17 protein-coding genes are annotated in these 20,554 nt (G+C 35.7%); 8 read left to right on the forward strand and 9 right to left on the reverse strand.

The genetic code is table 11. The features are described 5' to 3' along the window. From ABY905_RS05250 to dnaB, 4 genes are all read right to left on the reverse strand, one after another. A partial coding sequence (locus ABY905_RS05250) for a GEVED domain-containing protein (protein ID WP_372641276.1) occupies positions 1 to 2,331 on the reverse strand: 2,331 nt, incomplete at its 3' end. A gap of 234 nt (positions 2,332 to 2,565) precedes the next feature. Next, positions 2,566 to 4,731, reverse strand: coding sequence for a GEVED domain-containing protein (locus ABY905_RS05255; RefSeq protein ID WP_372641278.1), 2,166 nt, complete (start codon positions 4,729 to 4,731; stop codon positions 2,566 to 2,568). 728 nt (positions 4,732 to 5,459) lie between these two features. After that, entirely contained in the window at positions 5,460 to 6,722 is a 1,263-nt protein-coding gene (locus tag ABY905_RS05260; RefSeq protein WP_372641280.1) for a hypothetical protein, read from the reverse strand. A gap of 61 nt (positions 6,723 to 6,783) precedes the next feature. After that, a complete protein-coding gene (gene dnaB, locus ABY905_RS05265; protein WP_372641282.1) occupies positions 6,784 to 8,313 on the reverse strand; it encodes a replicative DNA helicase in 1,530 nt (509 codons plus the stop codon). 200 nt (positions 8,314 to 8,513) lie between these two features. Here dnaB and ispE point away from each other — a divergent pair, with 200 nt between their 5' ends. Then, a complete protein-coding gene (gene ispE / locus ABY905_RS05270; protein WP_372641284.1) occupies positions 8,514 to 9,329 on the forward strand; it encodes a 4-(cytidine 5'-diphospho)-2-C-methyl-D-erythritol kinase in 816 nt (271 codons plus the stop codon). A 78-nt stretch (positions 9,330 to 9,407) separates the two neighbouring features. Here ispE and ABY905_RS05275 read toward each other — a convergent pair whose 3' ends face one another. From ABY905_RS05275 to tgt, 4 genes are all read right to left on the reverse strand, one after another. Further along, positions 9,408 to 9,719 carry a biotin/lipoyl-containing protein gene (locus ABY905_RS05275; protein WP_372641286.1) on the reverse strand — a complete coding sequence of 104 codons (312 nt, stop codon included), beginning with the start codon at positions 9,717 to 9,719 and terminating at the stop codon, positions 9,408 to 9,410. Between the two features lie 12 nt (positions 9,720 to 9,731). Beyond that, positions 9,732 to 11,276: an acyl-CoA carboxylase subunit beta gene (locus ABY905_RS05280; protein ID WP_372641288.1), complete on the reverse strand. Its 1,545-nt coding sequence runs from the start codon at positions 11,274 to 11,276 to the stop codon at positions 9,732 to 9,734. 376 nt (positions 11,277 to 11,652) lie between these two features. Continuing rightward, entirely contained in the window at positions 11,653 to 12,732 is a 1,080-nt protein-coding gene (locus ABY905_RS05285; RefSeq protein WP_372641290.1) for an LptF/LptG family permease, read from the reverse strand. Positions 12,733 to 12,879: 147 nt separating this feature from the next. Further along, positions 12,880 to 14,010, reverse strand: a complete 1,131-nt coding sequence (tgt, locus tag ABY905_RS05290) for a tRNA guanosine(34) transglycosylase Tgt (RefSeq protein WP_372641292.1) — start codon at positions 14,008 to 14,010, stop codon at positions 12,880 to 12,882. Between the two features lie 353 nt (positions 14,011 to 14,363). Here tgt and ABY905_RS05295 point away from each other — a divergent pair, with 353 nt between their 5' ends. The 7 genes from ABY905_RS05295 (at position 14,364) to ABY905_RS05325 (ending at position 19,707) form a co-directional block, all read left to right on the forward strand. Further along, positions 14,364 to 14,954, forward strand: coding sequence for an RNA polymerase sigma factor (locus ABY905_RS05295; protein WP_372641294.1), 591 nt, complete (start codon positions 14,364 to 14,366; stop codon positions 14,952 to 14,954). Positions 14,955 to 15,060: 106 nt separating this feature from the next. Next, positions 15,061 to 15,681 carry a 16S rRNA (guanine(527)-N(7))-methyltransferase RsmG gene (rsmG, locus tag ABY905_RS05300; protein WP_372641296.1) on the forward strand — a complete coding sequence of 207 codons (621 nt, stop codon included), beginning with the start codon at positions 15,061 to 15,063 and terminating at the stop codon, positions 15,679 to 15,681. Between the two features lie 103 nt (positions 15,682 to 15,784). After that, entirely contained in the window at positions 15,785 to 15,943 is a 159-nt protein-coding gene (gene rpmH, locus ABY905_RS05305; RefSeq protein ID WP_125029576.1) for a 50S ribosomal protein L34, read from the forward strand. Between the two features lie 352 nt (positions 15,944 to 16,295). Continuing rightward, positions 16,296 to 16,676, forward strand: coding sequence for a VOC family protein (locus ABY905_RS05310; protein WP_372641298.1), 381 nt, complete (start codon positions 16,296 to 16,298; stop codon positions 16,674 to 16,676). 115 nt (positions 16,677 to 16,791) lie between these two features. Beyond that, on the forward strand, positions 16,792 to 17,607 hold the full coding sequence (locus ABY905_RS05315) for a PASTA domain-containing protein (protein WP_372641300.1): 816 nt from the start codon (positions 16,792 to 16,794) through the stop codon (positions 17,605 to 17,607). 25 nt (positions 17,608 to 17,632) lie between these two features. Beyond that, positions 17,633 to 18,724 (forward strand): RluA family pseudouridine synthase, encoded by a 1,092-nt coding sequence (locus ABY905_RS05320; RefSeq protein WP_372641302.1) that lies wholly within the window; start codon positions 17,633 to 17,635, stop codon positions 18,722 to 18,724. An 11-nt stretch (positions 18,725 to 18,735) separates the two neighbouring features. After that, a complete protein-coding gene (locus ABY905_RS05325) occupies positions 18,736 to 19,707 on the forward strand; it encodes a D-alanine--D-alanine ligase (protein WP_372641304.1) in 972 nt (323 codons plus the stop codon). A 621-nt stretch (positions 19,708 to 20,328) separates the two neighbouring features. Here the strand turns inward: ABY905_RS05325 and ABY905_RS05330 are convergent. Then, a complete protein-coding gene (locus tag ABY905_RS05330) occupies positions 20,329 to 20,475 on the reverse strand; it encodes a hypothetical protein (RefSeq protein ID WP_372641306.1) in 147 nt (48 codons plus the stop codon). Positions 20,476 to 20,554: the final 79 nt, after the last annotated feature.

The raw sequence follows: 20,554 nt of genomic DNA on the forward strand, positions 1-20,554 counted from the left end.
ACCACCAATTGTTAAACTAACCTCATTTATATCAAGACTATTACAAGGTAGTATTTCTGTAAAGTCTACTTTCAATTCATTCGTGCCATAACACGCCTGCACAACACCATCCAATTCGGGTGGAATATCATCATAAATAATCGCAGATCCACCTGGCTGATCAAAACTAATTACATACCCATCCTTTTCCTCAGACCAGTTAGAAACATACAGCATGTAATTATGTCCAGGCTTCACTAGTACATCATCATTCCATTGAGGACCATTACCTGTTCCCGGGCCATTACAATCACCACTTCCTCCTTGATCAGAATCCGCACCAGTAGGACCATTCCATCCATTCCGACCATACGTACTCCCACTCACAAATACATCACTTGTAATGATATCAATACTAGCTAAGTCTTCACAGGTCGTATTCGTCATATCAAAAATCGCCCAATCATAATCATTGGTATTAACATTTGGCGTTATCCTAAATTTCAGGTTTGCATCAACAGTATTTTGTGGTGAAAAAGAATACCATATTCCATTTTTCTCTTCGGGGATACAATCTCCAGTAGGCAGTTCATTCAAAACTCCTCCAAGTCCTATGGTCTCAGGCGAAGGTTCATCGTAAACAGCATCACAGATGGTTTTTGCACCCAAACAGTCAGCTACAGTAATATTAGACCCAGAAAAGTACCCAATGGTAAAATAACTCGTTCCATTAGGGGGTGTGAAAGACGTAGAATATAAATCTCCCGAAGTGTTGGCAAGAACATAAGTATTACTAATTCCATTTGAAACATCCTCATCATCATCTACTATTAACAAATAATCGCCAACAGCACTTGGATAGGAATTCAAATTAACCTGAAAGTAAGTAGTCCCTACACTTCCCGTATTCTCCAGCTTCCATTTTCGAGTAACGGTTTGGTAATCATCTTTATCCTGCCACGAAGCACTTGCACCTGCATTGTCGCCCCAAAGCAAGTAATCCCCATCAGCGAGACCTGTTCTCGATGCATCCTGATTCGAACGAGTAAAATTATTGATCGTTGCCATCGTAACATCAGAGCTACTAGAGGGTGTTGTGTTAATACTAGAAGATATTTTTTGATGCAATGCATAAGGAGAATCTTCACGAGCAATACCAGCAATATTGTTTTGATATACGGAAGACCTACTCCAAATTTTTGCACCATAAACATTCACATAATCAACCGGAGAAGCTGTATTCCCTAAAGTAATTCCATATTTAATGCCTAGATAGGATTCAAGCTGTGCCGGATTGGTAACAGCAGATGAGACAGCCAAAACTTCAGCAATTCCCCCGGAATAGGACCGTCCCGGATAATAACCTCCCAAATAGTAGTTGCCTGACAAAGCCTGAGAACGTGTAAGGTTAGCAATATGCCACTGAAAGTTATGAACCATATTAGCATCAAATAAACCATTGATGCGGCCAAAACTACCTTGTGAGGTATTTACCCAATCATCGTTATTACTATTCCCTTCCCAAGACTGACTAGGCTTTCCCAATCGCACTCCCTTATCTCCATTCATTCCAACTAATCCCGACAAATGACTATTGGTGGTAAGAGTTTTATTCACAACAAGCAAAGTTTGAACAGAAGCAGTTCCTGAAACCGAAAATTGCCTGTTTACTCCACTAAAATTAAGAATCGGGTTAAAATTCAAACGATTATTTACTTTCGAGATATTTCCTGAATTGTTGGCGGTATGTCCATTGCCACTTTGATCTGTCCAAGACGTAACATTTCCATTTACTCCTGCGTCAGCTTTAAACCAAAAGCCCTGACCAACAACACTTGGGACAACGTTCAATGTATAATCTTCCACTTCTCCATAAAAATTCACTTCGCATGGAGTAGGGTAAGAATTATACTTTCCTGAAATTCTCATTCGTGTATCACCAATTTTTGCACCAACTGGTACATTTATTCTTAAAGGAGAATTCGTTGTAGACCGGTTAGAATTCTTTTTCTTTATAGAACCCAAATCAAAAGATTCACCAGAATCATTAAAATCACCATCATGATTCCAATCAATCCAAACCATCACTTTAGTATCTCTATCCGTCCAAGAATCCCCTTTTACCGTCAAATCATAAGATTCGCCCATGCTCACATTAGTAGATATTGAAGTATTATCAGTATAATTAGGATAACTACGAGTTGATTCATCAATCGTATTAATACCAACTGATGTAATACCTATGTTAAAATTCCTTCCATACGAAGAACAATGAATCTGTGCTAAGAGAGAACTACTCAACAGACAAATGAAAATAATTAGCGAAGAGTATTTTACATAAAGATTATTCATGAAGTACACAGTTTTCGAATAGAGATTATTAAAATCGATTAAATGGACTCAAAAATAATAATTTAGATCGCAACAAACTAACATAAGATTGATGATTTATAAACTTAAATCACAAAACACTATCAAACAGGATATTAGATACTTACTTAAAATAAGGTAAACTATTACAAACAAAATAGCTCAATGAAACAGAGAATGAAAGAACTGATATAAATCTTAAGTTTCTATTATTATTTATTCATGAAATATCCCAACAGGCTTGGACTTTGCACTAATCCGAATTTTAAACCTACAGGTGGCTTCATGTCCACTTGCATCCGTTATCTTATAAGTCACAGTGGATTCCCCCCGAGGGAAATCATAAGCACTAGCATCACTAGAGGTCGCTGCTCCAGCAGGATCGTCTCCGTAATTCACCAATAAGGCTTCAGCCGAAGTAGGGGTAGGCTTATTCGTAATTCTATATTCTACAACAATATTATCCGTTGGAGTACAATTATCAGTAATATTTGTTACACCAATATTATTAACGATTAAGCTTGTAGCGTCTACACATTCCGTCACAACAAAACCATCTCCATCTGAATCTAGAGGACAATCAAAAGTTGGGTCTTCGATATCAGGCTCTATGGAATAAAACTGAATATTATCAATTAAATTCCCCGAAGATCCAGATGGTGTTAATGTTGCTATCCTAAATTGTGTTGTGGTTTGTCCAGCAGGCACCGTATAAAATCCAGAGTGTGTCACCCAGCCGTCTCCATTATTATTTGAAATATCAACTATGTTTGTTATTGAGCCAACCGCTCCAATCATTATCCGAATTGACTCAGAGCTATTACTTCGATATCTGTAAGTAATTTCCCATCTCATTTTGGAACCAGGAACAGTAGCCATATCTTGCCACATTTCATTTACTCCGATAGAATTTAACTCACAAAACTGCCCACCATCAACTGTTGTAAAGCCCAAGAATCCATTTCTCCAAATTTCTATATTATTAAGACTAGAAGACCACCCATTTACGGTTGAATACCCCTTCCAATCTAATCCATTTAAATCAGGGCTATCAAAATCCCAGTTAATAACAGTAGTTTGACAGGCATAGTTAGGCCTAACATAAATTGTGAATGTCGTTGAAACTGCACCGTCACCGCAAGCATTTACCCCTTTTACAGTTAAGAATCTATCTACGGGACTTGCATCAGGCGCAAAGTCAATATCAGCCTGAGTCCCATTATTTGTAATGGTAGCGTCACCACCAGTAATTGTCCACTCATAGCTTGTAGCATCAGCTATTGAAGCGCAAACATAAGAGTTCGTATCTCCTGGTAAAACAATATCAGTGCCTGTTATATTACCTGCCTCAGCAGGTAGTGGATTTACAGTAAAAGATTGAGCACTGGTTACGGTGCCATCCGGAGTCGTAACACTGATAGTACCAGAAGTAGCCAAAACTGGGAGATTTGCTTTAATTTGAGTAGCCGTATTTGTCGTAATTGTAGCGGCAACACCATTAAATTCAAGGGTGGTTGCTCCTGTTAAATTAGTTCCTGTAATCGTCACCTCCTGACCTGGAATAGAACAGGCGTTAGCAGGGCTAAAAGAAGTAATTGTTGGAGACGAATTTGAGATCACGTTTATAGAGTAGTCTTCCACTTCTCCATCAAAATCTGTTTCGCAAGAAGTAGGATCAAAATTCCATTTTGCAGAAACTCTCATTCGAGAATTGCCCAATATTGCCCCAGAAGGTACCGTAATACTATAAGGCGAACCACTTGTTAGCCCGTCAGTAACATCCTGCGAACTGCCTAAAGGAATAGTTTCTCCTGAATCATTAAAATCCCCATCCCGATTCCAGTCTATCCATGCAACTGCATAAACTTTATAATTGCCATCTGTATTCAAATTTACACTTAAATCATAAGCGGCTCCAAGCATTAAATCTGTAGATAGAGATGTATAATCATTATAACCAGAAGATTTTGGAATGTCATAAGAAGTATCATTATTAATTGTATTAAAATCCACCAAAGTGATACTTGTGTCATAATCAGTATTCCCAGAAGAAACACAAGCATCAACTAAAGCTCCTGCCACAAGAGTAACTGTCTCTGCACTAGAATCCTTCCAATTACCAGAATTTCCTTTGGGTACCTGATATAATAACGTATATCCTCCAACACCTAATCCCGTAAATGACAACAGATTATTAGATTGAGCAACACCATTCAACACAACTCTTTTTAATCCTCCTACTGTCCAACTAACAGTAATACTCCCATCATTACTCACAGTAGTTGTTGGATGTATAACGGTAGCAGTTTGCGCCAAAAGAGAATTACTCAACGAAACAAACAATACAATTAGTAGAAGGGGTTTTATATAGAGATTATTCATAAATCAAATAATTTTCGGATAGACTTATTTAAGATTAACAAAAGGGTCTCAAAAATAATAAAATTGACCACAAAGACTTTAAAGTGAAAGCACTATTTATCACCTGACAATCAGACTGATTACAGTAGGTTTATTATCAGTTAAACACATAATCTATGCAGGCTTTAAGGATAGTAAAGTAGAGAAGATATTACGATGGATTATATATTCAGAATTGATTAGCCGTAATATTTAATTCACATTTCATATATGGATAGGAAAATGATGTTTAACTTCAAAAAAAGCTCATTAGTCCTAAATTTATAACGATTGCAATCCTATTAATATTTATTAACATATTACATATCTACAATTTACAAACAAAGTGTAAATTTGTGACGGTAAAGAATCGAATTTGGTCGCAAACCGAATTCAAAACACCATGTGATACCAAAAGTTTCATGAACAATTCTAAAGGATAGTGAAGTTACTAAGGTCGATAAATTTGCAAATGGTTAATAATATATTGAGTTATTTGGGAATCACATTTGGTGTAAAAAGGCTGACCTTAGGGGGTTCAGCCTTTTGTTTTTTTTAGCATTGACTAAAACTCACGTAAAGAACCTCAGATTTAAGATTTTCATTTTCGACCGCTTTGAGCGCAAAGAGATTTAGCAACAGTCCATCAGCAAATCACCACATCAAACTTCGACTCCAATCAACGTCAGTCGCATCACTGGATTATCACATCAAGTCTTTCTCTTCTTCTTTTTAGCTGCTGGAAACAACACATTATTCAATATCAAACGATAGCCAGAAGAATTCTTCTTGAGGTTTAAATCAGTTGGTGGATCTCCTACTAAATGCTGATAATCTTCTGGATCGTGTCCACCGAAAAAAGTCCATGTTCCCTTTCCGAAGGTTCCATGAATATATCGAGCTTCACCAGCCGTTTTGTTCTCTCCCATTATTAACACATTGGGCTTGATACAATCGATATTAAAAGCAGTGGTTTGTCCCATAAAACCTTTAATAAGATTATTGTGATTTTGGCATAACATACTTGGAATAGGATCCCATTTAGCCGAAAAATCGAAAAGTGTAAAATAATCTTCGTCTTGTCTTACCTTACGTGTGTGGGTGACATCTATACTCGAAAATTCATAAACCGATGGATTAGTCTCTAAAATATAATTGTGAAAGGCAAAAGTCTTATTAAAATCAAGTTTTTCCTGAGCATCTTCATCCATAGGATCACCATCAAACTCATGAGAACAAATATCAGTATACTCAGCGGACAAAGCAATATCAAAAGTATCAGTTGCTGAGCACATGGCAAATAGAAACCCACCAGCTTCAACAAAGCCTTTAATTTTAAGATTGACTACCAATTTCAATTCTGAAACCTTAAAGAATCCATATTGATTTGCTCTCTCAAGATTCTCACGAACTTCGTCCTTATACCATTTAATATTTCGGTATCCAGCGTAAAATTTACCATGCTGTCCTGTGAAATCTTCATGATGTAAGTGCAACCAATCGTATTTCGATAAGTCACCCTTCATGATTTCGTCATCATAAATAAGATCGTAAGGTATTTCAGCATAAGTCAAAGCTAAAGTAACAGCATCATCCCATGGCTTTTTCCCTTGCGGTGAATAAACAGCCATTTTAGGTGGTTTCTGAAGCTTAACAGCATCCATATTAACTTCAGGACTCGCTATCTCATCAAACAGATGTGTCGCTTGTGCATCACTAAGTACCTCAAAACTGACACCACGTATTTGACATTCTGATTTTACATCTAATGAGAAAGGTAAAAGAAAACTACCTCCACGATAGTTCAACAACCAATGAATATCTTGATTCTGTTGTAAAACCCAAAAGGCAATCCCATATGATTTGAGATGGTTCTTCTGAACTTCATCCATAGGAATAAGTATGCTGGCAGAAAAAGCAGGTAGCGTATAAAGAAATAAAAAGAAACAAATAACTCTCTTTGCAAAACTCATAAAGTCAGAATATTAAGATTGTTGATTATTTACAGTCCATATCTCTTCTATCAATTCATATCTAAAAAGGTGGAGCATCATCAAAGTCGACTCCTCCATGCAAGCCTGCATTAGGATCATCATAGCCAACTGGCTCTTCGTTCATACTCGAACCAAAAGTTTGAGCAACAGCATTCGCGGTTCCAAATCCTACAGTACTCACTCCTTCTAAATCCATAAATTTGGCCAATTCGTTACGGAATCTAAGCTGAATTTCACCTACAGCACCATTACGATGTTTTGCAATGATAATTTCGGCAATACCAATCAACGAGTTTCCTTCTGCATCTTCTGTTAATCCATAGCGTTCGGGACGATGTATAAACAAGACCATATCAGCATCCTGCTCAATCGCTCCAGATTCACGAAGGTCGGATAGCATCGGCTTCTTAGCATCACCCGTACGTTGTTCAACACCACGATTCAACTGCGAAAGTGCTATTACAGGAACATTTAGCTCTTTTGCAATAATCTTAAGCTGACGAGAGATTAAAGATACCTCCTGCTCACGATTACCTTTCATATCAGAACCTGCTGTCATCAACTGTAAGTAGTCAATAATTATGCAGCTAATATCATGCTTGGCCTTCAATCGACGACATTTTGATCTCAACTCGTAAATCGATAAACCAGGAGTATCATCCACATAAATAGGTGCTTCAATCAATCCCTTAATTTTGGTGTGAAGTTGTTCCCATTCATGGTCAGCCAGTCTTCCATTTCTTAATTTCTCTGAACCCAATTCGGTTTCAGAAGAAATCATACGTTTTACCAACTGGTCAGCCCCCATCTCAAGCGAGAAAATAGCAATAGGAGCTTTGTGATCAACGGCCATATTCCTAGTCATCGATAGAATAAAAGCAGTTTTACCCATAGATGGACGGGCTGCAATAATCACAAGGTCGGACTTTTGCCAACCTGATGTGATACCATCAAGAGCTGTAAACCCTGAAGGCACACCACTCAATCCATCTTCACGTTTACTGGCTGCAATAATCTGATCGATTACTTCATCGGCTAAAGGACGGATGTGGGCTGATTCTTTTTTAATATTTCCCTCAGCAATATCAAATACATCCTGCTGAGCTTTATCCAACAAATCAGCAACATCAATACTTTCATCAAAAGCAGAACTCTGAATTTCAGATGAAACTCGAATTAATTCACGTTGAATAAATTTCTGTGCAATAATACGAGCATGATGCTCGATATGAGCAGCATTGGCAACTTTTGAGGTCAGTTGAGAAACGTAAAATGGTCCTCCACAACTCTCTAAATCGTCTTTACGTTTTAATTCTTCAGTTACGGTCAAAATATCAATGGGTTCTTCTTTTGAAGAAAGACTCATGATAGCCTTAAATATCTTCTGATGAGCTGGCTTGTAAAAGCTATCAGTCTTCAATAAATCCCCAACTGAAATGATGGCATCTTTTTCCAACATGATAGCACCCAAAACTGCCTCTTCGAGCTCAACAGCTTGAGGTGGCACTTGCCCATGTTCTGACATCTGATTATTTTTTGCTTTTGGGGTATATTTTTTAAATTCTGCCATACTTGTTTCTAACTGGAGATTGAACTAATCTAGATAAACTTGTAAAATTAAAGAAGTCTTTGATTTTGACTCATTAAAGCTAATTTATTTTACAGAGAACAAAGATACTCGATAGAAAATAAAAATCTAGTCTTTGAAATATCATTTTATTAAAAGCTGTATTTTTGTTATTCCAATTTATAAACAAAATACACTAGCTTGTGCTTACTTACTCAAATGCAAAAATAAATATCGGTTTAAACATTGTTGAAAAAAGAAGAGATGGCTTTCATAATATAGAAACCATCTTTTTCCCAATTGGCATGCGAGATGCCATTGAAATTGTCGATTCCAAATCTGATTCTCCTTACACATTTTCAACATCTGGAATTCCAATAAATATAGATGCAAAAGATAATATTGTTGTTAAAGCGTACGAACTAATCAAAGCAAAATATAATTTTCCTGCTCAAAATATTCATCTTCATAAAAACATTCCTTTTGGTGCTGGACTTGGTGGAGGGTCAGCAAATGCTGCATACATGATTAAACTTTTAAATCAAAAATTTAATCTTGAAATGAGCGATGAAGAAATGGAAGATGAAGTTAGAATACTGGGTAGCGACTGTGCATTTTTTATTAAAAACAAACCCGCATTTGCAAATGAGAAGGGTGATCGATTAACTGCTATTGATCTTGATCTTTCCGACTATCACATTCTTCTTATAAAGCCTGATATTCATATTAGCACACCAGAAGCATATGCCAACATTAAACCTCAAAAACCAGAAATCTCATTAAAAGAACTCATCAAACAACCCATAGAAACCTGGAAATCAACAATCATAAATGATTTTGAAGAAAGTATCTTTCCAAAGCATCCTCTTTTAACTGAAATTAAATCTCAATTATACCAACAAGGTGCAATTTATGCTTCTATGTCTGGTAGTGGATCGAGTATGTTTGGAATTTTCAACAATGAGCCAAGTATATTAGCTGAGTGGAAAAAACATTTTTACTGGAAAAATAGATTATAATTAGAACTCTTAATACAAAGAAAAGGCTGTTCCCTCTAAGAGAACAGCCTTTATATTAATCATTAAACGAAGTTAGAATTAAGCTTTTAATTCTACCATAACTTTGCGGTTAGGTACTTTTTCTTCTTCGATCACATGAATCTTATCTATTATCCCGTCAAAAGGCATCAGAATTTTATTTTTCATCTTCATAGCTTGAAGAATCATTAGGCATTCACCCGCCTTAACTTCCTGACCTTCTTTAACGAAAATTTCAACGATTGTTCCGGGAATAAAAGATTTGATGTGGTTCGGATTTGGTCTTTCCCACTTCTTTCTATTCACCACTCTATCTGGAACCTCTGTTTTATAGATTGTTCCATCAATGTTGAACTCTTTAAAATTGCTCATAGTCAGTTCGATTTAAAATGGAGGAATACCGTGTTTCTTACTTGGTCTTCCGTCAACCTTGTTCGTAGAAACTTCAAGAGAATGTAATAACATCTTACGAGTCTCCTCAGGTTCGATAACCGTATCGATATAACCTTTAGCAGCCGCAACATAAGGATTAGCAAACTTCTTCTTGTATTCAGCAACTTTTTCCTTACGCATAGCTTCAGGGTCTTCAGCAGACATAATCTCTTTTCTAAAGATAATGTTAGCCGCTCCTTCAGGTCCCATTACAGCAATCTCTGCATTAGGCCATGCAAACATAAAGTCAGCCTTCATATGACGAGAGTTCATTGCAATATAACCTCCACCATAAGCCTTACGGACAATTACAGTAATTTTAGGTACAGTAGCCTCGCTATAGGCATAAAGAATTTTAGCTCCGTGACGAATAACACCCATGTGTTCTTGCTCAACACCAGGTAAATAACCAGGCATATCTTCAAGGGTTACAATAGGAATATTAAAGGCATCGCAGTAACGAATAAAACGAGCTGCTTTATCTGAAGAGTCACAATCCAACACACCAGCTAATACCAATGGCTGATTAGCTACAAAACCAATCGTTTCACCATTCAATCTACCAAAACCAATTACGATGTTACGCGCAAAACCTTCCATCACTTCAAAGAAGTCTGAATCATCACTGATCGCTCTGATAACGTTACGAATATCGTAAGGCTGAGTTGGATCAAGAGGTACGATTTCTTCAATCTTATATTCTGCCTTAGGAGGCTTAGGAGGGAAAGAACGTGCTTTTCTCTCGTTGTGCCAAGGGATGAATGTAAGTAGTTTCTTGATTTGCTCAAAGCACTCAAGTTCGTTTAGTGCGTAGAAATGAGCATTACCGGTGATCTCGCTGTGTACTTTCGCACCACCAAGCTCTTCCATACTTATTTCTTCACCTAAAACTGTTTTTATTACCTCAGGACCGGTAATAAACATTTTGGAAATGTTTTCTACTACAAACACAAAGTCGGTAAGGGCAGGAGAATAAACGGCTCCACCAGCACAAGGACCTAGAATAACTGACAATTGAGGAATAACTCCCGATGCCAAGGTATTGCGGAAAAAGATTTCACCATAACCAGCAAGTGAATTAACACCTTCCTGAATACGAGCTCCACCCGAATCATTAATACCGATCAAAGGCACACGCATCTTCAAAGCGTGGTCCATGATTTTTGTAATTTTACGTGCATGCATCAGACCAAGAGAACCCCCAGCTACAGTGAAATCCTGTGCAAAAAGGCATACAGGTTGACCATAAATAGTTCCAGTTCCAATGATAACTCCATCACCATGAAGTTGTTTCTTCTCCATGCCAAAGTCGCGGGCTTCGTGCTCAACAAACATATCATACTCGTGAAAAGAATCTTCATCAACAATTGATGTAATCCTCTCGCGAGCAGTTAGTTTACCCATTGCAACTTGCTTCTGAATAGCTTTTTCGCCACCACCTTGAAGCACTTTTTCTTTTCTCTTTCTAAGATCAAGAATGTTTCGTTTCAATGACATATTATGTACATTTAGTTAAAAACCGTATACTTTAAAGTATACATTTAGTTGTATTTCAAGTTTGTCCAAACTCTACTTTTTTTTACCAATAAAGCACAAAAATACCAAATTCATTTTCTCTACTTTTAAAAGAAAATAAACACAGAATGGTTGTTCAATAAAGGTAAAGATACGCCAAGCTTTGGCGATGATATATAAATCTTTTCGAACAGTTAAATAAATTAAAAGTCGAATAACTTATTTCATAGTGTGCAAGGATACTCATTTTTTGTTCTACAAAAAAATCAGCAATCCCAATTACAAGTTACCAACCTGCTAATTTACCGATTTTACGGTAGGAAAGCAAGATATTGAGCAGACATTATTTAGAATGCTTTTATTTAGGAGCGACTCGATAAAGATAAATGGCGATTAGAGAAAAGACCATATTAGGCAACCAAACTGCCAATAATGGACTCATACTTCCATTTGTAGCAAAAACAGTAGAGATTTGCATAAATAGGATGAATGAAAAACTTAATGCTAACCCTATTCCAAGGTGCAGTCCCATTCCTCCTCGCACTTTTCTACATGCAAGGGAAACTCCAATGAGCGTCAGGATAAATGCAGAAAACGGACTGGCAATACGGCGATACTTTTCTATTTTGTATGCACTAATATTACTATCTCCTCTCATAATTTGCTCATCGATAAAATCATCGAGTTCCATCATGTTCATAGCTTCAACAACATTCGTTCGCCGACTAAATTCATCAGGACCAAAATTTAAGAGGCTATCTATAGATTTTCCTTTTTCAAAACTTTCCTTATCACCATCAAGATTACGGATAAAATAATCTTTAATAGTCCACTTTTCTTTATCCTCGTTCCACTTAATTGATTTTGATGTCAGTTTTGAAACCAATTGCTTCCCTTCAAATTTCTCAAGAGAAAATTTAAATCCTGTTTTACTCGAAGTTTCGAAATTAGTCATGTAAATAAACAAACCTGGCTCAATCTGACGATGGATATTCCGCTCCTTATTTATGAATCGCTTTTTAAGATAGGTTTCGGTAAATTCAAGTCTTTTAGCATTTGCCGGAGGAATAACAAAATTACTCAGGAAGAAGGAAAAGATTCCAATAATTAAAGCTGATATAAAATAAGGAAACATCAATCTTCTAAAACTTACACCCGAGCTTAGAATAGCAATAATCTCGGTATCATACGCCATTTTAGAGGTGAAATAGATAACGGATATAAAGGTAAACAAGGCACTAAATAAGTTTGCGAAATAAGGAATAAAATTAACGTAATAGTCAAATATAATACTCTTTAAAGGTGCCTCTTTATCAATAAAATTGTCAATCTTCTCAGAGAAATCAAAAACAATTGTAATGCTGATGATCAAGACTATTGCAAAAAAGAAGGTTCCTAAAAACTTCCGAATGATATATAAATCTAATTTCCCAAACATTCTCTATCTCAGTTTTTTATTTAATGCTTTTTAGCTGATTCATTCCATCATAAAATAAATAAAAAGCCACTTATCAAATCTAAAAATAGTTCATCTTAGCCAGATGTCAAGCTTAAAATCTCACATTCAAGCTTTTTTAACATTATTCTATAAACGTCTACCTAGCTTTTCAACCATAATTTTCTTCCATTCAGAGAAGGTTCCCTCGTCAATCTTCTCTCTGGCTTCGCGAACTAACCACAGGTAAAAAGCAAGGTTATGGATACTACATATCTGAGCACCTAGCAACTCATTTGAACGAATCAAATGTCTTACATAGGCTTTTGAATAAAATGAGTCTACATATGAAGTTCCATTAGTATCTAGTGGTGTAAAATCCTTAGCCCACTTCAGGTTTCTCATATTCAATGTTCCTTCACTGGTAAAAATCATTCCATTTCGTCCATTACGAGTTGGCATGACACAATCGAACATATCAACACCACGAGAGATTGCTTCCAAAATATTGATTGGGGTTCCAACACCCATCAAATAACGAGGTTTGTTCTCAGGCAAAACCTGATTAACCACCTCAATCATTTCGTACATATCCGGGGTTGGTTCACCTACAGCCAATCCACCAATAGCGTATCCGTCTCTATTTAGAGAGGCAGCATGCTCAGCCGCTTTAATCCTCAAATCTTTATAAACACAGCCCTGAACAATAGGGAAAAGAGTCTGCGAATAGCCATACTTCCCTTTTGTATTATCAAAACGATCAACACATCGCTCTAACCAACGCTGAGTTAGTCCGAGAGATTTCTCAGCATACTCATAACTTGATGTTCCTGGAGGGCACTCATCAAACGCCATAATAATATCAGCACCAATACTGCGCTGAGTATCCATCACATTCTCTGGCGTAAACATATGTTTCGATCCATCGATATGCGACCTAAACATGGCCCCTTCTTCAGTCAATTTACGATTTTCAGCAAGCGAAAAAACCTGAAATCCTCCACTATCCGTCAAAATTGGTCTATCCCAGCCATTAAACTTGTGTAAACCTCCTGCTTGTTCCAAAACGTCCAAACCCGGACGCAGGTATAAATGATAGGTATTCCCTAAAATAATCTCAGCATTAATATCCTCTTTCAATTCATGTTGGTGAATGCCCTTTACAGAGCCAAGTGTTCCAACAGGCATGAATATAGGTGTTTTAATCTTCCCGTGATCAGTAGTTATTTCGCCAGTTCTTGCGCCTGATCTATCGTCAGTATTGTGTAATTTAAAATCCATATCAACTTCACTTAAAGTGGGAGAATAAATCTCAAGCTTTGAGTAGTTCCCCTTAAAAATAGTCTGCAAATATAGATAATAATATTGGCAATGAAACTTATTTATAATTGTGGAAGTAAGACCCTATTAGAAATCCCTAGGACAGCTTTTGCTAAACATCTACCTATGATGTATTTCTATTTGTCAAATAGAATATAAAACACTCAACTTATTAAAGTATATTAAATCTGTACGGTTGGCTAAACACACCTAACTTAATATTATCTACTTACATTATTTCAAATTTTAATTCACTTTAATTAAAAGTAAAGTTTGTTATTAATAAGCTGCAATCATCCATATAAGCAACTTGTATGAATCAGAATTCCAACTTATCGGATAATGCCAAAATTGACTTGCTTAATGTACAAGCCGCAATGAAAGGCAATCAGAAAGCTTTCGAGAAACTTTTCTTGAGGTACAAGGATGCTATTTTCTATTATTTACTAAGAATAGTAAATAATAGAACCGATGCTGAGGATTTAACGCTTGAATGCTTTGGAAAAGCTTTTAGGAATATCAATCAATATTCTACACAATATGCCTTTAGCACATGGCTTTTCAGAATAGCATCAAACACGAGTATCGATTTTATCCGTAAAAAGAAAAAAAGCATCATCAAACTTGAAACAAAGGAGGAAAGCAATATGGATTTGCCTTCTTTCGAAAGTAAGACTCCATCGCCTGAGCAACAAATTATAAACAAACAAAATGCAAGGTATATGAGACAAAAAGTTAGCCAACTGAAGGATCGCTATCGCATCTTAATTGAATTACGCTATTTTAAAGAGTATTCCTACGAAGAAATAGCGCAAGAGTTGAGTTTACCCATCGGAACTATAAAGGCGCAACTTTTTAGAGCAAGAAAACTCCTATTCATCAATATCAAAAATGATAAACTGTAAACGCTATATTAAAGAAATATCCGAACAAAACTTAACTTCCAGCCATTAAGTTTCTTTCTGCTCTAAAATTATAGTTATATCTTTGCCGTGCATTATAAATTACAGCATGGAATTAATTTTAAAATACTTTAAAGATTTATCTGAGGAACAGAAAAATCAGCTTGCACAACTTAAAGATCTATACACCGAGTGGAATGACAAAATCAATGTCATCTCACGAAAAGATATCGATTCTCTGTATCTGCATCATGTTCTGCATTCCTTAGCAATAGCAAAAGTTATCCAATTTCAACCTGGATCCAATGTACTGGATGTTGGGACTGGTGGAGGCTTTCCAGGGATTCCTCTTGCGATTCTTTATCCAGACACTAATTTTCACTTGGTTGATTCTATTGGTAAAAAGATTAAAGTTGTAAAAGAAGTTGCCAACGCATTAGGGTTAAAGAATGTAACGGCGGAACACGCTCGTGTCCAACAAATCAAAACAAAATATGACTTTATTGTTAGTCGTGCTGTTACAGCTTTTCCTGCTTTTGTCAATATGGTTCGGAAAAATTGCAAGATCGAGAACAAAAACGCACTGCCAAATGGGATTATTTATATAAAGGGGGGGGATTTTGAAGAAGAAATCAAGCAATATGGAAAAAAAATCAGCCTCTTCAATTGTACTGAATTCTTTGCTGAGGACTTCTTTGAGACAAAAAAAGTTGTCCATCTGACACTTTAAGCCAAATTAATTTGGCTTAATCTTTTGTCAGCTAAAAAAAATACTTATTTTTGCAGTCCAAAATCAACGCATATAATCACTTTATCAGATAAAATTTTTCGCGATGAAAAGAACATTTCAACCATCAAATAGAAAGAGAAGAAACAAGCACGGTTTCAGAGACAAAATGGCTTCAGCTAACGGAAGAGCAGTATTATCTCGTAGAAGAGCAAAAGGCAGAAAAAAATTATCTGTTTCTAGCGAGCGCAGACACAAAGCTTAATCTTTAATTTAGCTTTCTAAAAATACAAGAAGTAAAGAATGATATATTCTTTACTTTTTTGTGTTTATAACTTTCTTAAAAAAAATTAAAGAGTTCCTAGGGAACTCTTTTTTTTTGCTTTTCATAAAATGGGAATAGTTATTATTAGCAATCAGAACAAGCTCCAACATAAAAGATTAAGACGAATTCATTAAAAGAGATCAGTTCAAATTTAGATTCTGAAAATTTACCAACATATACATCATATATCAGAAAATCTCTCTTATTTTTGTATTCATTCACTTTATGAAATGATTCATCGATTAAGATCAAACTATTGAATAAAGGCAATTAATCTTTAGAGGAATAAAACATGAAATACAATTTAGCACATGCTTGTATCAGAGTAATGGATTTAAACAAGTCCTTAGAATTCTACAACAAAGCTTTATCACTGAATGAAGTAAAAAGACTTGACTACTCTGATTATAAGTTTACGCTTGTATATCTCTCTGATGAAAATAATAAATTTGAAATAGAGTTAACGTACAATTATAATACTGAAAAACCTTATGAAATAGGAAACGGATTTGGTCATTTTGCCCTAACTGTAAAAGATATGGAAGAATCTCATGAGTTTCACAAAAACATGGGATTAGAAACAACAGACCTTAAGGGCTTACCAGGAGAAAAACCGAAATACTATTTCATTACAGACCCTGATGGATATAAAATAGAGATTATCAGAGGATAAAAAATATAAATATATGCTTAGTAAATTCTAAACGATAAGATATTGTAACTGATTACATTTGGAATTTACCGCTTAGAAACAATGATATTGGCATCCTAAAGCAAATTAAAAACATATGCGACTAAGAAAATTTTTAAAAAGTAAAACTTTCTATAAACACTTAGGTCTTTCAATAATTATTGCAATAGCCTTGGTTTGGATTACCCTTCAGAGTTTAAGTTTCTACACCAACCATGGCGAAGAAATTAAGGTTCCTAGCTTATATAGTTTAAGTTTGGAAGAAGGTACTAATTTAATAGAAGAAACTAATTTAAGATACACGATATACGATTCTGTTTACAATTCTAGTCTACCAGCTGGTTGTATCCTCGACCAAAGCCCTAAAGCTAATTCTTTAGTAAAAAGAAATCGCAATTTATTTCTAACTATAAATTCTCTGAAACCAGAACAAATTCGGTTTCCAAATTTGATCGACAATTCATTTAGACAAGCCTACGAAATACTCATTACTAATGGTTTTAAAATTGGCAGGCTTAATTATGTTGATTACGATTACTACAACCTGGTTTTATATCCAGAATTCAAAGGCGACTCTATAAAAGAAGGTGATTTAATTGATAAAGGTTCACAAATCGATCTTGTCTTAGGAAGAGGAAAGAACATTGGAATACAAACACCCGAATTAATTGGTAAATATTATAATGATGCCAAAGAACACATCCTTCTTTCAAGTTTAAATATTGGACGTGTGAATTTTGATAACAGTATCATGAATCTTTCAGATTCACTTAATGCTCAGGTTTATCAGCAATCTCATGCTTATAAAGAAAATTCTAAAATTGCACCAGGCAGCAAAATAAATCTATGGTTAACGACTGATAGCTTAAAAATTAAAGCTTCACAAGCATACCTTAAGAGCCAATTTAAATAAACAGGATAATACAGAATCATATATAATGCTAGAAGAAGAAGAAAATTTAGAATTCGAAAATTTCGATGATAGCAATGCTAATCAAGAATCATACGAACACTTCAGATATGAGGTCGATCCTGGGCAAGCACCTTTGAGAATAGACAAATATTTGTCTGGTCGTATGCTAAACTCATCCCGAAATAAAATTCAGGACTCTGCTAACAATGGAAATATTCGTGTCAACGATTTAGTTGTAAAGAGAAACTACAAGGTTAAGCCAGGCGATATTGTAACCATAGTGCTTAGCTATCCTCCTCGAGAAATTGAAATTATTGCTGAAGATATTCCTTTAAAGATTGTTTACGAGGATGATTCTTTTATTATTGTACATAAAGATCCAGGAATGGTTGTTCATCCATCTTATGGACATTACTCCGGAACACTTGTAAATGCACTAGCCTTTCACCTTAAAAATTTACCTTTATTCAATTCAGCAGATCCACGCCCAGGCTTGGTTCATCGTATCGATAAAGATACTTCAGGAATTTTGGTTATTGCAAAGACCGAGATAGCCAAAACAAAACTTGCACTTCAGTTCTTCAATAAAACCAGTGATCGAAAGTACCGTGCATTAGTTTGGGGGAACATGGAGGAGGATGAAGGAACAATTACCGGACATGTTGGTAGAAATTTAAAAAACCGACAGATAATGGATGTGTTCCCTGACGGAGAACATGGCAAACATGCCGTAACACATTACCGTGTTTTAGAAAGATTAGGATATGTAAACCTAGTAGAATGTGTTCTTGAAACAGGACGTACTCACCAAATTCGTGCTCACTTCAAACATATCGGTCATCCATTGTTTAATGATGCGAGTTACACCGGAGATCAAATTCTAAAAGGAACAAAATTCACAAAATACAAGCAATTCGTTCAAAATTGTTTTAAAATTTGTCCTCGACAAGCCTTACACGCAAAAACCCTAGGGTTCATTCATCCCGAAACGAATGAATACGTTTCATTCGATTCTGAAATTCCAGATGATATGGCAGCACTTATCACCAAATGGAGAGAATATACTTCGAACCGAGATATCGAAATTGAAGAGGAAGAAGGAACAACAGATTTATAGCTTCTAATTTTATGAAAAGGAATATAGCAATTATAGCGGGAGGTGACTCTGCTGAGTTTGAAATTTCAATGCAAACTTCGAAGCATATTTTCGATACTCTTGATAAGGATCGATACCAAGTTTACCTAGCTATTTTTAGGGGACCGGAATGGAAGGTCAATGTTGATGATAAAGAATTTGATATCGACAAGAACGATTTTAGTATTACTGTAGATTCGTATAAAATTAAATTTGACTTCGCTTATATTGCTATTCATGGCACACCTGGTGAAAATGGCATTTTACAAGGTTATTTAAGCCTTATTAATGTACCACATTCTACTTGCAATGTTTTGAGTAGTTCCTTAAGTTTTAATAAGCATGCGTGTAATTCTTATCTTAAAGCATTAGGATATCAATTTGCCAAATCAGTTCTTCTTAAGAAGAAGGAAAAGTTTAATTACAAAGCTATCGAACAAACTATTGGTATGCCATGTTTTGTCAAACCAAATGCTGATGGCTCAAGTTTTGGGATATCGAAGGTTACTAAGTTTAACGAATTAGAAGATGCCATTTTAAAAGCGTTTAACGAAGGTGACGAAGTTATTGTTGAGGAATTCATCGAAGGATTAGAAGTGACCTGTGGACTTGTAAAAACAAGTAACGAAGAAATTGTATTTCCAATTACAGAAGTGATTCCGAAAAATGATTTTTTCGATTTTGAAGCTAAATACGATCCTACAATGGCTGAAGAAATAACGCCTGCGAGAATTTCTTCAGAGTTGACACAGAAGATACAATCTCTTTCTTCAGATATATATGATGCCTTGAAGTGTAAAGGTATCGTTAGAATCGACTATATTATCAAAAACCGCATTCCCTATGTATTGGAAGCTAACACGATTCCTGGAATGACAGCTAATAGTTTTATTCCAAAACAAGTTAAGGCGATGGGACGTGAGCTAAGTGACATTCTAACTTTGGTAATCGAAGATCAATTTTAGAATCATTTTGAATGATATATGAGAGGCTTTCCAGTTGGATAGCCTCTTTTTTTTTTCTTCCTTAAACCTAATCAGTAAACTTTCCGATTAATGGTAGAGAATAAATTTCTGTTGAGACGATTATTGTTCGGATAGATATTATTGAGAGAGATCAGTGTTCTGCACCTCTGTTGTTTTTCCGTTCGTTTTAGCTACAAATAGGACGCGACTCTGTCGCTAAATAATTGTGAATATACTTCATAACTACATTCCTATTCATAAGTAATTAGCCTGTAAGATTCTCCCTTCCTTTCGTGCATAAAAAAAGCACCTTAATCCTGATTACAATAAGACGCTTATTGGTTGGTATCGACCTATTGTAAACTCATACAAATTTCTTGTGTTCACGATCCCGATAATTACCAAAACTTTTCGTTCGGTTCTCCCATCTTTCAGCAAGACCATTTCCGAAGAATCCCTTAGGTTTAACTTCTCTGTTGCCAGAAGTAATCTGCGGTAAAATCTGTTAATAATTAGCAATTAACAATGAGCGATGAGAAATTAGGAGATTCACAGACCTGGGTCTCGTTTGGCGATAGAATAAACGTTATAAAATCATCATGGATATTCTGCTTAGCGATCTTATGATATTGCTGTCCAGAAGGAAATATCTATGGCATAAGCGGTAGATAATTTTCCTTTAGTAATACTATTGTCTGGACAATAGTATCTGCGATGATTAGCGTGATCTGCAGGAATATCCAGAGACTGAAGCGATATTATATTCATCAGGATTTCAGGGCATAAAAAAAGCGTCTTGCTTCGTAAGAAACAAGACGCTTAAAGGTTGGCATCGACCTACTCTCCC

The organism is Ancylomarina sp. (assembly GCF_041555295.1).
Lineage (GTDB): Bacteria > Bacteroidota > Bacteroidia > Bacteroidales > Marinifilaceae > Ancylomarina.

Excerpts from the sequence above, each read along its gene's own strand:
- ABY905_RS05255 (WP_372641278.1), bottom strand. The coding sequence starts at position 4,731 with ATGAATAATCTCTATATAAAACCCCTTCTACTAATTGTATTGTTTGTT.
- ABY905_RS05260 (WP_372641280.1), bottom strand. The coding sequence starts at position 6,722 with ATGAGTTTTGCAAAGAGAGTTATTTGTTTCTTTTTATTTCTTTATACG.
- dnaB (WP_372641282.1), bottom strand. The coding sequence starts at position 8,313 with ATGGCAGAATTTAAAAAATATACCCCAAAAGCAAAAAATAATCAGATG.
- ABY905_RS05275 (WP_372641286.1), bottom strand. The coding sequence starts at position 9,719 with ATGAGCAATTTTAAAGAGTTCAACATTGATGGAACAATCTATAAAACA.
- ABY905_RS05280 (WP_372641288.1), bottom strand. The coding sequence starts at position 11,276 with ATGTCATTGAAACGAAACATTCTTGATCTTAGAAAGAGAAAAGAAAAA.
- ABY905_RS05285 (WP_372641290.1), bottom strand. The coding sequence starts at position 12,732 with ATGTTTGGGAAATTAGATTTATATATCATTCGGAAGTTTTTAGGAACC.
- tgt (WP_372641292.1), bottom strand. The coding sequence starts at position 14,010 with ATGGATTTTAAATTACACAATACTGACGATAGATCAGGCGCAAGAACT.
- ABY905_RS05295 (WP_372641294.1), top strand. The coding sequence starts at position 14,364 with ATGAATCAGAATTCCAACTTATCGGATAATGCCAAAATTGACTTGCTT.
- rsmG (WP_372641296.1), top strand. The coding sequence starts at position 15,061 with ATGGAATTAATTTTAAAATACTTTAAAGATTTATCTGAGGAACAGAAA.
- rpmH (WP_125029576.1), top strand. The coding sequence starts at position 15,785 with ATGAAAAGAACATTTCAACCATCAAATAGAAAGAGAAGAAACAAGCAC.
- ABY905_RS05310 (WP_372641298.1), top strand. The coding sequence starts at position 16,296 with ATGAAATACAATTTAGCACATGCTTGTATCAGAGTAATGGATTTAAAC.
- ABY905_RS05315 (WP_372641300.1), top strand. The coding sequence starts at position 16,792 with ATGCGACTAAGAAAATTTTTAAAAAGTAAAACTTTCTATAAACACTTA.
- ABY905_RS05320 (WP_372641302.1), top strand. The coding sequence starts at position 17,633 with ATGCTAGAAGAAGAAGAAAATTTAGAATTCGAAAATTTCGATGATAGC.
- ABY905_RS05325 (WP_372641304.1), top strand. The coding sequence starts at position 18,736 with ATGAAAAGGAATATAGCAATTATAGCGGGAGGTGACTCTGCTGAGTTT.
- ABY905_RS05330 (WP_372641306.1), bottom strand. The coding sequence starts at position 20,475 with ATGAATATAATATCGCTTCAGTCTCTGGATATTCCTGCAGATCACGCT.